Origin of the sequence: Streptomyces barringtoniae (assembly GCF_020819595.1) — a bacterium.
Taxonomy (GTDB): domain Bacteria; phylum Actinomycetota; class Actinomycetes; order Streptomycetales; family Streptomycetaceae; genus Streptomyces; species Streptomyces barringtoniae.
On record NZ_JAJHNP010000013.1, the window covers coordinates 93,382 to 110,064 of the forward strand.

Genomic DNA, 16,683 nt, shown 5'->3' on the forward strand with positions numbered 1-16,683 from the left:
GTAGAGAATCGGCCCCACATGACCACTCAACAACCTTTGCGTAAAGGGTTATTGACAAGTGTTGAATTGTGCGGTCACTCGCTCCGATGAGCGAATTCCCCTTCGGGATCATGTGCCGTCGACCAGTGGCGTGAGGTGCCGTGCCTGGCGGGCCTGCGGCATGCGGTGCCCGTGGTGCAGGGATGCCTCAAGTCCGAATGTGGTGAAAGCGGTTCGTGAGGGCTGCGGGTACGACTCCTTGCCGGTGAGCGAGTTGAGGATGGTGGCGCTGCGCCAGGCGGCGAGCCCGAGGTCGGGTGCCCCCACGCCATGGGTGTGCAGCTCGGCGTTCTGGACGTACACCGAGCCGGTCACGGACGGGTCGAGGACGAGCCGGAACTCCTCGTCGATGCGCAGGCGTTCGCCGCTGTCGCGGCGCAGATAGGGGTCGAGTCCGGCGAGGACGCGGCCGAGCGGGCGGTCGCGGTAGCCGGTGGCGAGGACGACCGCGTCGGTCGTCAGCCGGGAGCGGCTGTCCTGCTGGAGGTTTTCCAGGTGCAGCTCAACCTTGGTGGTGGCGATCCGGCCGGCGGTGCGGACCCGGACGCCCGGGGTGAGGACGGCGTCGGGCCAGCCGCCGTGCAGGGTGCGCCGGTACAGCTCGTCGTGGATGGCGGCGAGGGTGCCGGCGTCGATGCCCTTGTGCAGCTGCCACTGCGCGGCGACCAGCCGGTCCCGTACGGGCTCGGCGAGGGCGTGGAAGTAGCGGGTGTAGTCGGGGGTGAAGTGCTCCAGGCCCAGCTTGGAGTACTCCATCGGCGCGAACGCCTCGCTGCGGCCGATCCAGTGCAGCTTCTCCCGCCCGGCGGGGCGGTGGCGCAGCAGGTCGAGGAAGACCTCGGCACCGGACTGTCCGGAGCCGACGACGGTGACGTGCTCGGCGGCGAGGATGCCGGAACGGTGCTCCAGGTAGTCGGCTGCGTGCACGACCGGCACGCCCGGGGCGTCCACCAGGGGCTGGAGCGGATCGGGTACATGGGGCTCGGTGCCGACGCCCAGGACGACGTTGCGGGTGTAGGTACGGCCCAGCGCCTCGGCCTCGCCCTCGGCGTCGAGCTGGGTGAAGTCGACCTCGAACACGTCCCGTTCGGGGTTCCAGCGGACCGCGTCGACCTGGTGGCGGAAGCGCAGCCCGGGCAGGCTCTGGGCGACCCAGCGGCAGTAGGCGTCGTACTCGGCGCGCTGGATGTGGAAGCGCTCGGCGAAGTAGAAGGGGAAGAGCCGTTCGCGGGTCCTGAGGTAGTTCAGGAAGCTCCAGGGGCTGGTGGGGTCGGCGAGGGTCACCAGGTCCGCCAGGAACGGCACTTGGATGGTCGCGCCCTCGATGAGCAGGCCGGGGTGCCAGTCGAAGCCGGGGCGCTGTTCGTAGAAGACGGCGTCGAGTTCGGCGAGCGGATGGGCGAGGGCGGCCAGGGAGAGGTTGCAGGGGCCGATGCCGATGCCGACCAGGTCGCGGGGGGAGGTGGGCTCGTGGCGTGGGGGGTTGGTCATGCGGGGGTGCCTTCTTCTGCGAGTTTCAGGAGCTGGGCCAGCTGGTCCGGCCGGGTGTGGGGGTTGAGGAGGGTGGCCTTGAGCCAGAGGCTGCCGTCGAGCCGGGCGCGCCCGAGGACGGCCCGGCCCTCGTGCAGCAGTCTGCGGCGTACGGCGGCCACGGCGTCGTCGGTGGCGTCCGTGGGCCGGAACAGGACGGTGCTGATCGCGGGCTGGTCGTACAGCTCGAAGCCGGGGTGGTCCCGGACGAGCGCCGCGAACTCGGCCGCCCGGGCGCAGACCTGGTCGACCAGGGCGCCCAGTCCGGTGCGGCCGAGCGTCTTCAGGGTGACCGCGATCTTGAGGACGTCGGGGCGGCGGGTGGTGCGCAGGGAGCGGTCGAGCAGGTCGGGGATCCCCGCCTCGGTGTCGTCGCCGGCGTTCAGGTAGTCGGCGCGCTGGTGGAGCACGGCGAGTTCGCCGGGGCGGGCGACGGCGAGGAGGCCGGCGGCGACCGGCTGCCAGCCGAGCTTGTGCAGGTCGAGGGTGACGGTGTGGGCGGCCTGGATTCCGGCGAGCCTGTCGCGGTGCCGGTCGCTGAAGAGGAGGCCTCCGCCGTAGGCGGCGTCGATGTGCAGGCGGGCGCCGTACGCGGCGCACAGGCCGGCGATCTCGGGCAGCGGGTCGATGAGACCGGCGTCGGTGGTGCCGGCGGTGGCGGCGACCAGCAGCGGGCCGGAGAGCGTGGTGAGGGCCTCGTCGAGGGCGGCGAGGTCGAGGGTGCCGCCCGCCGCCGGGACGACGACCGGGTCGGGCAGGCCGAGCAGCCAGGCGGCGCGCGGCAGCGAGTGGTGGGCGTTGGCCCCGCACACCAGCCGCACGCTGCCGCCGTACGCCTCGCGGGCGAGGAGCAGGGCGAGCTGGTTGGACTCGGTGCCGCCGGTGGTGACGAGGGCGTCGGCGAGACCGGCGGCGCGGGCCAGGGCGCGGGTGACAGCGGCCTCCAGGGCGGAGGCCGCCGGGGCCTGGTCCCAGGAGTCCAGGGAGGGGTTGAGGACGCTCACGGCGAGGTCGGCGGCGGTGGCCACGGCGAGCGGCGGACAGTGCAGATGGGCCGCGCACAGCGGGTCGGCGGGGTCGGCGGCGCCCTCGGCCAGGGCGTGCACGAGGGCGCGCAGGGCGTCAGGGTCGCCCTGGTCGGGAAGCGCGTCGCCGAGCACGTCGGCGACGCGCGCGGCGACGGCCTCCGGTCCCCCGCCGGGCAACGGCCCCCCGCGCGCCCACGCACCGGCCGCGAGCGCGTCGAGGACGGTGCCGAGCAGGGGGCGCAGGGCGGCGGGGCCGTTGGGGCCCGAGGCGAGGGGCGGCGTGCACAGAGGTTCCTCACCGCTCATCGGCTGACCCTCCACTCGCGGAACGACCCCTGGATGCCGTCTTTTACGGACCCTTGGGCTTCCACCTTGTACGGGAAGAGCCCCGTGTGTCCCGAAAGCCCAACGATCGGAACCCGAAAGTGGGTACGGCGGAAGCGGAGCGCTCAGGCCTTTCCGCCGAAGTCGTCCGCGTGGTCCCGCGCCCACCGGGCGAAGGTGCGGGCCGGGGTGCCGGTGACCTTCTGCACGGTGTCGGTGATCTCCGGCGGCACGCCGACCGTCTCCTCGAAGGTGCGCAGCAGCCGTTCCAGCATGTGCGGCGGGACGTGCGGGAACAGCTCCGGGCCCGCCTCGCGGGGGTCGGTCTCCACGAACGTCAGCTCCCTGCCGACGGCCGCGCCGACCGCCGCGACCTGCTCGGCGTTGGTGGTCGCCTCGGGGCCGGTCAGCCGGTGCGCCACGCCCTCGTGTCCGCCGTCCAGCAGGACGCGCTCGGCGACGGCCGCGATGTCGTCCTCGTGGATCGGCGCGGACAGCCCGTTCGCGAAGACCCCGCGGACGGTGTTCCCGGCGCGGATCTGCGGCGCCCACTGCAGGGCGTTGGTGGCGAAGGCGTTCGGGCGCAGGAAGGTCCAGTCGAGCCCGCTGTCGCGGATCTGCTGTTCCACGGTGGCGTGCATGACGTGGATGGGGTGGGTCTCGTCGGCGCCCTCCTGGATGATGCCGCTGGAGAGCAGCACGACGTGCCGCACCCCGTGGGCGCGGGCCGCCTCCAGCAGTGCGGGCGAGCCGGCCTGGGCGTAGAGGTACAGAGCCGTCGCACCATCGAACAGGGCGGCCGGGTCGTCCGGTTGGAACCGGACCACCTCGGCGCCCTCGGGCAGGGCGGCCCGCTGCGGGTCGCGGGTGAGCGCCCGCACGGGCCGGCCCGCCGCGAGGAGCCGGTCCACGAGGGCGCGGCCGACATTGCCGGTCGCGCCGGTCACTACGATCATGGGGGGTGCCTCCCAAGGCTCGGCTGATCGTTCCTGACAGCTCGACCCTAGGAAGACCGTCCGGGCCGCCGCATCGTCGGCAGGGACCAGCCGCGCCCTAGGCCGACGGACCTACTCCGCCCGTGCTCCCTGTGTCACCGGCTCCTCCTGCCCGCCGCGCACCCGCAGGGCGCGGGCCAGGTCGTCGAGGCGGTCGGCGAGGGTGCGGCGCAGCGCCGGGGTGGGGTCGGCGTCGCGCAGACACGCCTCGCCGAGCCGCAGGTTCTCGGTGTCGACGGCATGGGCCGGGAAGGCCCAGCGGCCGGCGGCGACCGCTATGGCGGGTCCGCGCCGGGCTCCGACGGCGACGGCGTCCTGGTAGAAGCGCGGCACGTACTCCCGTGTCAGATCGGCCTGTTCGGGCTGCCAGAAGCCCTGGGCCGTGGCCGTGAAGAGGTAGTTGGACAGGTCGTCGCCGGCGAACATCGCCTCCCAGGCCGTCCGCTTGGCCTCCGGGTCGGGCAGGGCGGCGCGGCAGCGGGCGGCGCCCTCCTGGCCGGTGGCGCTCGGGTCGCGCTCCAGCTCGGCGGCGATGGCGGCCTCGTCGGTGGCGCCGAGGACGGCGAGCCGGCCGAGGATGCGCCAGCGCAGCTCGGGGTCGAGTTCCGGTCCGCCGGGGACCGTGCCGTCGGCGAGCCAGGCGGCGATGGTGTCCGGGTGGGCGGCCACGCCGATCAGGTGCCGCACGGCGATCAGGCGCAGGCCGGGGTGGTCGCCGTCCTCGGTGCGTCGCAGCAGGTCGCGGCAGAGGGCGGTGAGGGCCGACAGGGCGGCCGGCCGGTCCTCGGGCGTCAGGTACTGGTCGGCGATCTGGCCGGAGGCGAAGGCGAGGACGCCCTGGACCAGGGCGAGGTCCGTCTCGCGCGGGAGGTGGGCGCGGGCCGTCTCCAGGTAGGCGGCGGGCGCGAGTTCACCGTCGCGCACGGCGTCCCTCAGGGCGTTCCAGACGACCGCGCGGGTGAGCGGGTCGGGGAGTCGCGACAGGCCGGCGCGGACCGTCTCGAAGGACTCGGCGTCGAAGCGGACCTTGGCGTAGGTGAGGTCGCCGTCGTTGGGCACGAGCAGCGCGGGGCGCTTGCCGATGGGCTGCGGGGTGCTCTGCGGGACGTCGAGGTCGAGGCGCTCGCGCAGCACCAGCCGGCCTTCGTCGGCGACGTCGTGGTCGTACAGGCCGACGGTGAGGCGGTGCGGGCGGCTGCCCGCGCGGTCGACGGTCAGGGTGCAGGTGCCGTCGGCGGAGGTGACGCGGGGGGTGAGGGTGTCCACGCCGGTGGTGCGCAGCCAGCTGTCGGCCCAGGCGGGCACGTCGCGGTCGGTGGCGGAGGCGAGGGAGTCGATGAAGTCGGCGAGGGTGGCGTTGCCGAACCTGTGGCGGGCGAAGTGGGTGTTGATGCCGGCGAGGAAGTCCTTCTCGCCGAGCCAGGCGGCCAGTTGGCGCAGGGCGGAGGCGCCCTTGGCGTAGGAGATGCCGTCGAAGTTGAGCAGTGCGGAGGCCGTGTCGTCGACCTTCTCGGGGGCGACGGGGTGGGTGGTGGGCCGCTGGTCGGCGTCGTAGCCCCAGGCCTTGCGGGTGACACCGAACTCGGTCCAGGTGCCGGTGAAGCGGGTGGCCTCGGCGGTGGTCTGGTAACCCATGTACTCGGCGAAGGACTCGTTCAGCCAGATGTCGTCCCACCACTTGAGGGTGACGAGGTCGCCGAACCACATGTGGGCCATCTCGTGCGCGATGACCATGGCGCGGGTCTCCCGCTCGGCGTCGGTGACGGCGGAGCGGTAGACGAAGTCGTCGCGGAAGGTGACCAGGCCCGGGTTCTCCATGGCGCCGGCGTTGAACTCGGGGACGAACGCCTGGTCGTAGGAGTCGAAGGGGTACGGCTCCGCGAACTTCTCGTGGTAGCGGTCGAAGCACGCGCGCGTGACGTCGAGGATCTCCTCGGCGTCGGCCTCCAGGTGGGGGGCGAGGGAGCGGCGGCAGTGGATGCCGAAGGGCAGTCCGCGGTGCTCGGTGCGCACCGAGTGCCAGGGGCCGGCGGCTACGGCCACCAGGTAGGTGGAGATCAGCGGGGTGGGTGCGGCCTGCCAGACGCCGTCCGCGCGCCGCTCGGTGATGCCGTTGGCGAGCACGGTCCAGCCCTCCGGTGCCCGGACGGACACCTCGAAGACGGCCTTCAGGTCGGGCTGGTCGAAGGCGGCGAAGACGCGCTGGACGTCGTCCATGAACATCTGCGTGTAGACGTACGTCTCACCGTCGCTCGGGTCGGTGAAGCGGTGCATGCCCTCGCCGGTGCGGGAGTAGCGCATGGCGGCGTCCACGCGCAGCTCGTGCTCCCCGGCGGAGAGGTTCTTCAGCGGCAGCCGGCCGTCGTCCAGCGACTCGGGGTCCAGGGGCTCCCCGTCGAGCGTGACGGCGCGCAACTCGGCGGGCTTCAGCTCCACGAACGTGTCCCCGGCGGACCGCACGGTGAACCGGATCACGGTGCGGGAGTCGAAGGTCTCGTCCCCGGTCGTGAGGTCCAGTTCGACCGTGTAGCGGTGGACGTCGAGGAACTGTGCTCGGAGCTGCGCTTCGTCGCGCGTGAGTACGGACATGCAGGCCATGCTGCCTGATCGCACTGACAGCGCACAGGGGGTGGACGGCTTCACGAAATATGTCCGACTCGCTGCCCCGCCCCCTGCCCGTGGTCCGGCTGCCTCCGTCCGTCCCTCCATCGACTGCACTCGGCCGGACCGGGCTTGTTTCTGCGCGCTACGGACCACTCCCGCCCACTCCGGGCTCGTTCCTGGCCGCTCCGGGCAGCTCCGGGTAGCTCCGGGTAGCTCCTGGGCGAATGTCCGCTCCAGCCCACTCTCGGCCGCTACCGACAGCTCCTGGACGGTGTGACCCGCTCCCGGCCACCCACGGCCGCGTGACCCCCTCCCGGCCCTTCGCGTCCGACGAGCTCGGAGGGCCGCCGCCCGTCGATGTCGAGGGCAGCGGTTCCCGTGCAGGGTCCCCGCCCACTCTCGACCGTGCCCGTCCGCCCGGACGACCCACGGCCACTCCCGACCGGCCTTCCCGTACGATCCTCCACCGCCCGAGCCCGCCACCGGCGGCCGTCCTCGGGTCCGGCCCCCGACCCTCCGCACCCGCGCACGACGCCCGTGCAAGTCCGGCCCCCGACCTTCGGGGCCCACCCAGGGCGCCCGCCCCGCTCCGGCCCTCGACCATCCGCGCCCACCCAAGACGCCGCCTACTGCGACCCCGCTCCCCGCCCCCACCACCGGCGCCTGCCCATCCCGACCCCCGCCGCCCCCGCCGCGCCCGACCACCCCCGTCGGCTCCGTCGCCGCTGTCGGCCAGGCAGCGGCCGGCACCGGCCGGGTTCACCGCGTTCAGTCGTCCGTCTCTTGTCCGTTGGCGGTGTCCTCGGCGATGCGCTCGTGGTGCCGGATGACCTCGGCGATGATGAAGTTCAGGAACTTCTCGGCGAAGGCCGGGTCGAGTTTGGCGTTCTCGGCGAGGCGGCGCAGCCGCGCGATCTGGCGGGCCTCGCGCGTCGGGTCGGCGGGCGGCAGCTGGTGCACCGCCTTGAGCCGGCCCACCTGTTGGGTGGCCTTGAACCGCTCGGCGAGCAGGTGGACGACGGCCGCGTCGATGTTGTCGATGCTGTCGCGCAGGCGCTCCAGTTCCTGACGGACCTCGGGGTCCACGGCACCGCTTCCGGTGTTGCTGGTGGTCATGCACGTCACCCTATGGGTTCTGCGGGCCCGTCCTCCGGGCTGTCCGGAGAGTGGATCATCGGCGGATCGTCCGGCTCCGGTACGCGGTCGCTCCAGCCGCCGGGCACGCTGCGGCCCTGCTGGGCGCGGAAGCGGACCGGGGCGAGGCCCACCCGGCGGGTGAACAGCCGGGAGAAGTAGGCGGGGTCGTCGTACCCGACGCGGCGGGCGACGGCGGCGACGGGCAGCTCGGTGGCCGCGAGGAGTTCCTTGGCGCGGCCGAGGCGGATCCCGAGCAGGTAGTCCTTGGGGCTGCAGCCGGCGGCCCGGCGTACGGCGCCGCGCAACTCGGCGGGGGTCATGCCGTGCACGCGCGCGTGGTCGGCGACGCTCATCGGCGTGCAGGCGTCCCGTGCGAGCGCCTGGAGCACTTGGTCGCCGTCCGGCGCGAGGTCGGCGCGGGCCCGGCGCAGCGCGACGAGGAGCTCGTGCACGGCGGCGCCCGTCTCGACCTCCAGCAGCGGGTTGCCGCGGCGGGCGGCGCGGGCGATGCGGGCGACGACGGCGCGGGGCCCGGAGGCCTCGGAGAGCGGGACGACGGGCCGCTCGGGTTCGATGTAGCCGAGCTCGGTGTACGTCGCCGTGGCGGGCCCGGCGAAGTCCACGAAGCCCTCGTCCCAGCCGGTGCCGGGATCGGGCGCGTAGTGGTGGGGCACGCCGGGGGTGAGCCAGAGCAGCGCGGGCGCGGTGACGGTCGTACGGCGGCCGTCGGCGCCCCGGTACCAGCCTCGGCCCGCGCTGATCACGACGGCCACGTGGTGGTCGAGGGTGCGCGGGCCGACCGTGGGCAGGGCGCCGTACTGGAGGCCGACGCCGAGGCAGACCAGGCCGAGGCGGTGGTGGGCGGGGCCGGGGCTGAAGAACCGCATCCAGGTCTGGTACATCGGCGCTCCTCCCGGGCGTGCTGCACGGCGGACTTCCGTCCCCACGTTTTGTCCAAGCAGCGACGATCTTCGTCCATGGTGTGGACCGCCGGAAGGGGTGAGGCTGGGGCGCATGAGCGAGTTCACGGTGGGGGAATCGGACTTCCTGCTGGACGGGCGGCCGGTACGGCTGCTGTCCGGGGCGCTGCACTACTTCCGGGTGCACGAGGGGCACTGGCGGCACCGGCTGGCGATGCTGCGGGCGATGGGCCTGAACTGCGTGGAGACGTACGTGCCCTGGAACCTGCACCGGCCGGTCCCGGGCGGACACCGGGACGTGCAGGCGCTCGGCCGGTTCCTGGACGCGGCCCGTGAGGCCGGTCTGTGGGCGATCGTCCGGCCGGGCCCCTACATCTGTGCCGAGTGGGAGAACGGCGGGCTGCCGCCCTGGGTGACGGGCGAGCCGGGCACGCGCGTGCGCACGCGTGACGAGCGGTACCTGTCCCATGTGGAGCGCTGGTTCCACCGCCTGATGCACGAGGTCGTGCCCCGGCAGATCGACCGCGGCGGCCCGGTGATCCTGGTGCAGGTGGAGAACGAGTACGGCAGCTACGGCAGCGACACCGGCCATCTGGAGCACCTGGCCGCTCTGCTGCGCGCCGAGGGGGTGACGGTCCCGCTGTTCACCTCGGACGGCCCCGAGGACCACATGCTGACCGGCGGTTCGCTGCCCGGGGTGCTCGCCACGGTGAATTTCGGCTCCCACGCGCGCGTGGCCTTCGAGACGCTGCGCCGCCACCGCCCCGACGGCCCGCTGATGTGCATGGAGTTCTGGTGCGGCTGGTTCGACCACTGGGCCGGCGAGCACGTCGTACGGGACCCGGCAGAGGCCGCCGGCGCGCTGCGGGAGATCCTGGAGTGCGGGGCGTCGGTGAACCTCTACATGGCGCACGGCGGCACGAGTTTCGGCGGCTGGGCGGGTGCCAACCGGGGCGGCGGCGAGCTGCACGAGGGCCCGCTGGAGCCGGACGTGACGTCCTACGACTACGACGCCCCGGTGGACGAGTACGGTCGCCCGACCGAGAAGTTCTGGCGCTTCCGCGAGGTGCTGGCCGCGTACCACTCGGGGCCGCTGCCCGAACTGCCGCCGGTGCCCGACCCGTTGGGCCGCCCGGCGGAGGTGACGCTGGACGTCCGGGCGCCCTTGGGAGACGTCCTGGAGTCGCTGGGCGGCGAGGAGAGAGTCGCCCCCCTGCCGCCCGCCTTCGAGGAACTGCACGTCACCCGGGGTCTGGTGCGCTACGAGGTGGACGTGCCCGGCCCCCGGCGGCCGTACCCGCTGACCCTGCGCGGGCTGCGGGACCTCGCTGTGGTGTACGTCGACGGGGAGCGGGCCGGGGTGCTCACCGAGGAGGAGCCGCGGCTGAAGGAGCCCGTCGCGGGCCCCGCGCGCGTGGAGGTGTGGGTGGAGTCCCTCGGGCGGGTGAACTACGGTCCGCGGTTCGGCGAGGCCAAGGGGATCACCGGCGGCATCCTGCACGAGCGGCAGTATCTGCACGGGGTACGCGCGCGTGGGCTGGATCTGTGCGCGTTCGACGACGGCGTGGACGCGGTGCGGTTCGGCGCGCTGCCTCAGGAGGGCGCTTCCGGGCTGTACCGGGGCACTGTCGCGCTGCACGGGGCCGGGGACGCCCGGCTGGAGCTGCCCGGCTGGACGCGCGGGTTCGTCTGGATCAACGGCTTCAACCTGGGCCGCTACTGGTCGGTGGGCCCCCAGCGGTCCCTGTACGTGCCCGGCCCGGTGCTGCGGGAGGGCGAGAACGAGGTGTGGGTGCTGGAGCTGCAGGAAACCACCCCGGACCGCCCCGCGCCCCGTCTCCTTCCCGTGTGACCGGCCGCCCGCCGCGCCTACAGTGGAGAGGAGTTCCGGCGTCTTTGGGGGTGCGGACGTGGCGAACGGCGGACCGGTCCAGCACGGTAGTCCGCACCTGGAGACGGTGCGGGCCGCCGTCACGGCGCTGTACAAGCGGTTGTCCTGGACCACCGTCCAGACGTTTTCGACCAGCCTGGCCCCGGCCGACGTGGCCTTCTGCGACACCGACGACCTGCATCTGGGCGCGCAGCGGGTGGCCCGCGAAATCGTGCGGCACTTCCGGCTGCCGGACGCGCGGCTGATCGTCGGCTTCCGGGAGATGACCCACGCGGCGAACGTCGAACTGGCGGCGGGACCCGAGTACTTCGTGGAGCTGAACGACCGTTTCCGCGCCCACCGCCGGGACATCGGCGCGGCACTCGCCCACGAGGTGGCGCACGTGTACCTCCACCGCCTGGACCTCTCCTTCCCCACCACGGCGGAGAACGAAATCCTCACGGACACGGTGACGACGTATCTGGGCGCGGGCTGGCTGCTGCTGGACGCCTTCCGGGAGGACGCGGTCTCCTCGCAGAAGCTCGGCTACCTCACCCCGGAGGAGTTCGGGTACGTCCTGGCCAAGCGGGCGCTGCTCTTCCACGAGGACCCCTCGGTGTGGTTCACCAGCCCGCAGGCCTACGACGCGTACGGCAAGGGGATGGCCCTGGCCCGCCGGGACGAGCAGCAGCCGCCGCTGACCGGGGCCGGCTGGGCGGGGCGCCGGCGGTACGCCCACGACCGCCGGCACGCGCCCGGTGTCCAGCCGGCCGGCCCCTACGCCTTCAGCCCCGACCCTTCCGGCCATCTCCGTGTGTCCTTCCCCTGCCCTACCTGCCACCAGCGGATCCGGATCCCGGTGAAGGGGCGGGTACGGGCGCGGTGCGGTCTGTGCCGGACGGTGCTGGAGTGCGACACCTAGGTTCACGGCACCACGCTGGGGGCCGGAGCCCCCAGGTGGCCCGGTGTGTCAGCCGAGGTCCTCGGACACCGCCCGCCGGGGAAGCGCCGCGCACAACCCCGCGCACACCACGAACGCCCCGGTCACCCACGGCATCGCAGCACCCAACGCCCCGGTCATCCCCGTGGACACCCGCCCGAAGAACACCGTGCCGACCACGGCGGCCCCCAGCGCTCCCCCGAACTGCTGAGCCGTCGAGAAGATCCCGGACGCCCCACCGGCCAACTCCCCCGGCACCGCCGACAGCACCACGTTCACCAGCGGCACCACCAGGAACCCGAGCCCGGCCCCGGCGATCAGCAGCCCCGGCACCATCGGCCACGCCCCGGTGTGCGCGGCCGGCGCGCCGTCGACCACCGCTCCGACCCAGCCGAAGCCGCCCGCCATCAGCAGCGCCCCGGCACCGAGGACCAGCCGCCCGTACCGTACGGCGAGCCCGTCCGCGGCGGGTGCGGTGAGGAGACCGCCGGCCGAGAAGGCGACCGTCACCAGCCCGGCCTGCATCGGCGTGTACCGCTCACCGGCCTGCAGCCAGACCGCGAAGACCAGGAAGAAGCCCTGCATGCCGACGGAGAACAGCAGTTGGACGAGCACGCCCAGGGAGAACGCGGGGAGCCGGAAGGCGCGGGCCGGCAGCAGCGGCACGGTGCCGGGCCGGTGGCGCCGCGCCTCGTACACGCCGAGCCCCACGACCGCCACCACACCCGCCCCGAGGCAGACCCAGCCCCACAGCGGCCAGCCGTTCTCCCGGCCCTGCACCAGCGGCAGCACGATGGCGACCAGCCCGCCGGCGAGCAGCAGGCTGCCCAGGACGTCCGGCCGGCCCGCCGACCGATCACGCGTGGCCGGCACCAGCAGCAGTCCGCCGACGAAGGTCGCCACGGCCACCGGCACGTTCACCAGGAACACCGAGCGCCAGCCCCAGCCGAACAGGTCGGCGTCGGTGAGCACCCCGCCGAGCAGCAGCCCGACGGCGGAGGCGAAGCCGGCGACGGCGCCGTACATCCCGAAGGCGGCGCCGCGTTCCTTGCCCTGGAAGAGGGTGCGGAACGAGCCGATCACCTGCGGCACCAGCACGGCGGCGAGGACGCCCTGGACCGCCCGTGCGGCGATCAGCTGTCCCGGCGACTGGGCGATTCCGCAGGCCAGACTGGCCAGCCCGAAGCCGGCGGTGCCGGCGAGGAAGAGCGGGCGGCGGCCGATGCGGTCCCCGAGGTGGCCGGAGACGATCAGGGCGGCGGCGAAGCCCAGCAGATAGGCGGAGACGAGCCACTGCAGGTCGCTGGCCGAGGCGTGCAGGTCCCGGCTGACCGACGGCACGGCCACGTTGACGATCGTGCCGTCCAGCAGGTCCATGAGCGCCGCGATCATCATCACGACGGCGGCCGCCCAGCGGCGCGGATGGGGTTCCGCCGTTGTGGGGGCGGGTTCGGCGAGCGTTGCGGACATGGCGGTCTCCTCGGCTACTCGGAAGATTTATTTCGTTCGACCTAACGAAATAGTTGCACCGATACCGCCGCGCCCGCAAGTCGTTAGTTCGACCGAACGAAATTTTTGCTAGCCTGGGGATATGGCACAGGCAGAGGAGAAACCGGACGAGACGGCGCGCTCCGAGACGTTGCAGCAGCTCATGGACGTCGGCCGGGTCCACAGCGGGGTCACGGTCATGTTCCACTCGGCCGTCGCCGCCAAGCAGGGGCTGAACGCCACGGAGGAGAAGACGCTCGACCTCCTCCAGCGGCACGGCCCGCTCACCGCGAAGGACCTCGCCGAGCTGACCGGACTCGCGCCCGCCTCCGTCACCGGACTGCTCGACCGGCTGGAGGCCAAGGACTTCGTCCGCAGGGTCAAGCACCCGACCGACAAGCGCCGGGTGCTGGTCGAACTGAACGAGGAGAAACTCGCCGAGCTGGCGGGGTTCTTCGAGGACTGGGCGCGGGACATCGTCGAGGCCTGCGAGGAGTTCAGCACGGACGAGCTGCGGACCGTCATCCGCTTCCTGTCCGTCATGAGCGAGCGCCAGCGCGCCGCCGCGGCCCGCCTGACCGGCTGAACGCAGGCGGTTCTAGTCGCGTACGGCGATCCCGTCCAGCACCATCGACAGGTACTGGCGGGCGATCTCCTCGGGGCTGTGCCCGCCGCCGGGCCGGTACCAGGAGGCGGCGACCCACACGGTGTCGCGCACGAACCGGTAGGTGAGGCGGACGTCGAGGTCGGCGCGGAAGACATGCTCGGCGACCCCGCGTTCCAGCGTGCCGAGCCAGGCCTTCTCGAACCGCACCTGCGACTCGGCGAGGAACGCGAACCGCTCCTGGGCGACGAGCTGCCTGCTCTCCTTCTGGTAGATCGCGACGGCCGCGCGGTGCCGGTCGATCTCCCGGAAGGACTCGGTGACCAGCGCCTGAAGCGTCTCGCGAGGCCCGAGTCGGGAGGCGAGGACGGTGTCGTAGCCGTCCCACAGCTCGTCGAGGAAGGTCCGCAGGATCTCCTCGAGCATCGACTCCTTGGAGTCGAAGTGGTAGTACAGGCTGCCCGCGAGCATCCCGGCGTGGTCGGCGATCCTGCGGACGGTGGTGGCGTTGTAGCCGTGCTCGGCGAAGACCTCGGCGGCGATGCCGAGGAGTTCACCGCGCCGGGCCGCCGCCACGGTCACCTGGGGCTTCTTCTTGGTCGGCACGACCCCATTGTTTCAAACGGTTGTTAGGGACTCCGTACGACGCCCGCGGCGCGCGCGGCGGCCAGCCACTTCTGGAACTCGCCGACGAGCCGGTCGTACAGCTCGGCGTCCGAGACGCGGCGCGGGTCCTCGCCGGCGTGGAAGAACCCGGCGTTGTCCACGATCCGCTTGTCCGGCACGGCCAGCTCGTCCAGCTTCCGCAGGAACTCGAACTGCCGGCTGCCCGGGTCGCCGAAGCCGACGAACTGCCAGAACAGCGGGAGCCGCGCCGCCTTGCACAGATAGCGCTCGGCGGCGGGCTTGCTGACCGGGCCGCCGTCGGTCTGGAAGACGACCAGGGCGGGGTCGGTGGCGCCGCTGTCCAGGTAGTGGTCGATGACGGCGTCCATGGCCAGGTGATAACTGGTCCTGCCCATGTGACCGAGCCCGGCCACGATCCGCTCGACGCTGCCCTCGTGGTCGTCGAGGGCGATGCCGGTGACCGCGTCGACGTCCGTGGAGAAGAACACCACCGGCACCCGGCCGTCGTCGTCCAGGTGCGCGGACAGGCCCAGCACCCGGTCGGCGAGCGCCTGCACGCTGCCGTCCGCGTAGTACGGCTTCATCGAGCCGGAGTGGTCGATCACCAGGTAGACGGCGGCGCGCAGGCCGTCCAGGCCGTGCTTGGCGAGCGAGACCCCGGCCGACCTGTAGGCGCCGACGAGCGCGGGCGCGGTCTCCGCCACCTTGCCGAGACTGATCGCGGCCATGGTCCCCCCTCGGATTTCCGGGAAGCTTATGTGATCACCGGCCCCTGTTGTCGCTCCGGTCACACCAGTTCGCTATTTTGTTCGCCGCCGTCCCCACCGGCTCACCCCGTCCCGACCTTCCTCCAAGGAGCCGGCCGTGACCGCCGAGTCCGCCGTCACCACCTGCTTTCGTCATCCCAAGGTGGAGTCCCACGTCCGCTGCACCCGTTGCGACCGCTACATCTGCCCGGACTGCATGCGCGAGGCGGCCGTCGGCCACCAGTGCGTGGAGTGCGTGAAGGAGGGCGCGCGGTCGGTCCGGCAGGCGCGCACGGCGTTCGGCGGCCGGATCAGCGCGGTACCGCTGGTGACGTACGTCCTCATCGCGCTCAACGTGCTCGCCTACCTGGCCGAGCTGGCCCGGCCGTCGGTCGAGGACCGCTTCGCCATGCTCGGCACGGTGCCCGCGGGCTACCTCCCTCAGGGCGTCGCGCACGGCGAGTGGTACCGGCTGCTGACCGGCGCCTTCCTGCATCTGACGCCCGGCGAGGGCACGTTCGGCATCACGCACATCCTGTTCAACATGTTGGCGCTGTGGAACGTCGGCCGGGTGGTCGAGGCACAGCTGGGCCGGGTCCGCTGTCTCGCGCTGTATCTGCTGTCGGCGCTGGGCGGCTCGGTGCTGGTGCTGCTGCTCGCTCCCACCCAGTTCACGGTCGGCGCGTCCGGCGCGATCTTCGGCCTGGGGGCGGCGTACTACGTGATGGGCCGTCGCCTCGGCCACGACATGCAGGCGGTCAACCAGTACATGGGCGGGCTGCTGGCATGGCTGGTGATCTCCGCGTGGCTGACCTCCTGGCAGGCCCACCTCGGCGGCCTGCTCGCGGGCGGAGTGGTGACGCTGGCCTACGCGTACGCGCCCCGCGACGGCCGGCGCACGCTGGTCCAGGCGGGGGTGTGCGTGGCCGTCCTGGCGCTGCTGCTGGTGCTCACCTGGATGAAGGTGACATCGCTGACGGCCTGAGCGGGCGCGGGAAAAACCAGGTGTCCGGCCCGCGGAGCCGACCGTACGCTTCCGGCCATGCCCGAGCATCCGTGGTTCGTCATCGAGGCGGAAGACGTCGAGGAGTTCGAGTACACCGACGACGAGCGCGCCTTCGCGGCCGCCCTGCGCGAGCGGACCGCCGGTTGGGCCGAGCCCCACGTCGGCGGCGAGCTCCTGCGGCCGGACGCCTGGGACTCGCTGGTCGCCTGCCTGAACTTCGGTGACCCTCAGGCCCCGCGCCACCTCGTCGACATCGGCGTGCACTTCTACGGCGACCGGGTCCGCGGAGACCGTCTGCACAACCAGCTGTTCGCCCTGACCGACCGCCCGTCGAACTGGGCGCTGGAGGCCACCGGAACGGTGGAGGAGCTGGCCGACCGGTCGGCCAGGTGGTTCCGTGCGGTCCTGGACAAGCCCGTGGTGCTGTACGTCTGGCTGAACGACGACCGGTACGCCTACGCGGCACGCTTCGCCTTCGCCGACGACGACCGGACGATCAGCCAGCTGTACCGCAGGGACCTGGCTCCGGCGGGGCAGGCGGAGGAACTGATCGCGGCCGGCCATGTGCACGGCCGGGGCTGGATCCAGACCGCCGGACTGCCCGTGCCCACGCTCTACCAGCACGTCCGCGGTGATCTGGGCAGGGCCGTCCTGCCGTCCGGGGTGCGGGCCGTCGCCGAGCGCGGGCCGCTCGCGGGCGTCTGGTACGAGTAGCGCCCGGAGCCGGACATGCAACGACGCCTGCCCGGCGTCCGGTCGGGGACAGTTGGGCAGGCGCCGTCAGTGTTCCGTACGCCGTTGTACGGGACGTTCTTCGGGGTGCCG

At 72.7% G+C, this 16,683-nt stretch carries 14 protein-coding genes; 5 read left to right on the forward strand and 9 right to left on the reverse strand.

Annotated elements, in window-relative coordinates:
- Positions 1–108: 108 nt before the first annotated feature.
- From LMU33_RS23840 to LMU33_RS23865, 6 genes are all read right to left on the reverse strand, one after another.
- The gene (locus LMU33_RS23840; RefSeq protein WP_228622597.1) at positions 109–1,530 is read right to left on the reverse strand and encodes a lysine N(6)-hydroxylase/L-ornithine N(5)-oxygenase family protein; all 1,422 of its coding nucleotides are present in this window, start codon (positions 1,528–1,530) and stop codon (positions 109–111) included.
- Entirely contained in the window at positions 1,527–2,903 is a 1,377-nt protein-coding gene (locus tag LMU33_RS23845) for a pyridoxal phosphate-dependent decarboxylase family protein (protein ID WP_228622598.1), read from the reverse strand. The genes LMU33_RS23840 and LMU33_RS23845 overlap by 4 nt, the downstream gene beginning before the upstream one ends.
- A 143-nt stretch (positions 2,904–3,046) precedes the next feature.
- Positions 3,047–3,877, reverse strand: coding sequence for an NAD(P)H-binding protein (locus LMU33_RS23850; RefSeq protein ID WP_228622600.1), 831 nt, complete (start codon positions 3,875–3,877; stop codon positions 3,047–3,049).
- 111 nt (positions 3,878–3,988) lie between these two features.
- The gene (gene pepN, locus LMU33_RS23855; RefSeq protein WP_228622602.1) at positions 3,989–6,505 is read right to left on the reverse strand and encodes an aminopeptidase N; all 2,517 of its coding nucleotides are present in this window, start codon (positions 6,503–6,505) and stop codon (positions 3,989–3,991) included.
- 783 nt (positions 6,506–7,288) lie between these two features.
- On the reverse strand, positions 7,289–7,636 hold the full coding sequence (locus LMU33_RS23860; RefSeq protein WP_228622604.1) for a chorismate mutase: 348 nt from the start codon (positions 7,634–7,636) through the stop codon (positions 7,289–7,291).
- 5 nt (positions 7,637–7,641) lie between these two features.
- Positions 7,642–8,559 carry a helix-turn-helix domain-containing protein gene (locus LMU33_RS23865; protein WP_228622606.1) on the reverse strand — a complete coding sequence of 306 codons (918 nt, stop codon included), beginning with the start codon at positions 8,557–8,559 and terminating at the stop codon, positions 7,642–7,644.
- A 112-nt stretch (positions 8,560–8,671) separates the two neighbouring features.
- Here LMU33_RS23865 and LMU33_RS23870 point away from each other — a divergent pair, with 112 nt between their 5' ends.
- Positions 8,672–10,429, forward strand: a complete 1,758-nt coding sequence (locus tag LMU33_RS23870; RefSeq protein WP_228622608.1) for a glycoside hydrolase family 35 protein — start codon at positions 8,672–8,674, stop codon at positions 10,427–10,429.
- 58 nt (positions 10,430–10,487) lie between these two features.
- Entirely contained in the window at positions 10,488–11,369 is an 882-nt protein-coding gene (locus LMU33_RS23875) for a hypothetical protein (protein ID WP_228622610.1), read from the forward strand.
- Between the two features lie 48 nt (positions 11,370–11,417).
- Here the strand turns inward: LMU33_RS23875 and LMU33_RS23880 are convergent, their stop codons facing one another.
- On the reverse strand, positions 11,418–12,857 hold the full coding sequence (locus tag LMU33_RS23880) for an MFS transporter (RefSeq protein WP_228622612.1): 1,440 nt from the start codon (positions 12,855–12,857) through the stop codon (positions 11,418–11,420).
- Positions 12,858–12,978: 121 nt separating this feature from the next.
- Here LMU33_RS23880 and LMU33_RS23885 point away from each other — a divergent pair, with 121 nt between their 5' ends.
- Positions 12,979–13,461, forward strand: coding sequence for a MarR family winged helix-turn-helix transcriptional regulator (locus LMU33_RS23885; RefSeq protein ID WP_228622614.1), 483 nt, complete (start codon positions 12,979–12,981; stop codon positions 13,459–13,461).
- Positions 13,462–13,473: 12 nt separating this feature from the next.
- Here LMU33_RS23885 and LMU33_RS23890 read toward each other — a convergent pair whose 3' ends face one another.
- Entirely contained in the window at positions 13,474–14,085 is a 612-nt protein-coding gene (locus tag LMU33_RS23890) for a TetR/AcrR family transcriptional regulator (protein WP_228622616.1), read from the reverse strand.
- A 23-nt stretch (positions 14,086–14,108) separates the two neighbouring features.
- The gene (locus LMU33_RS23895) at positions 14,109–14,834 is read right to left on the reverse strand and encodes a VWA domain-containing protein (RefSeq protein ID WP_228622618.1); all 726 of its coding nucleotides are present in this window, start codon (positions 14,832–14,834) and stop codon (positions 14,109–14,111) included.
- A 136-nt stretch (positions 14,835–14,970) separates the two neighbouring features.
- Here LMU33_RS23895 and LMU33_RS23900 point away from each other — a divergent pair, with 136 nt between their 5' ends.
- Both LMU33_RS23900 and LMU33_RS23905 read left to right on the forward strand, forming a co-directional pair.
- A complete protein-coding gene (locus tag LMU33_RS23900) occupies positions 14,971–15,837 on the forward strand; it encodes a rhomboid family intramembrane serine protease (RefSeq protein WP_228622620.1) in 867 nt (288 codons plus the stop codon).
- A gap of 57 nt (positions 15,838–15,894) precedes the next feature.
- A complete protein-coding gene (locus LMU33_RS23905) occupies positions 15,895–16,572 on the forward strand; it encodes a hypothetical protein (RefSeq protein ID WP_228622622.1) in 678 nt (225 codons plus the stop codon).
- Positions 16,573–16,683: the final 111 nt, after the last annotated feature.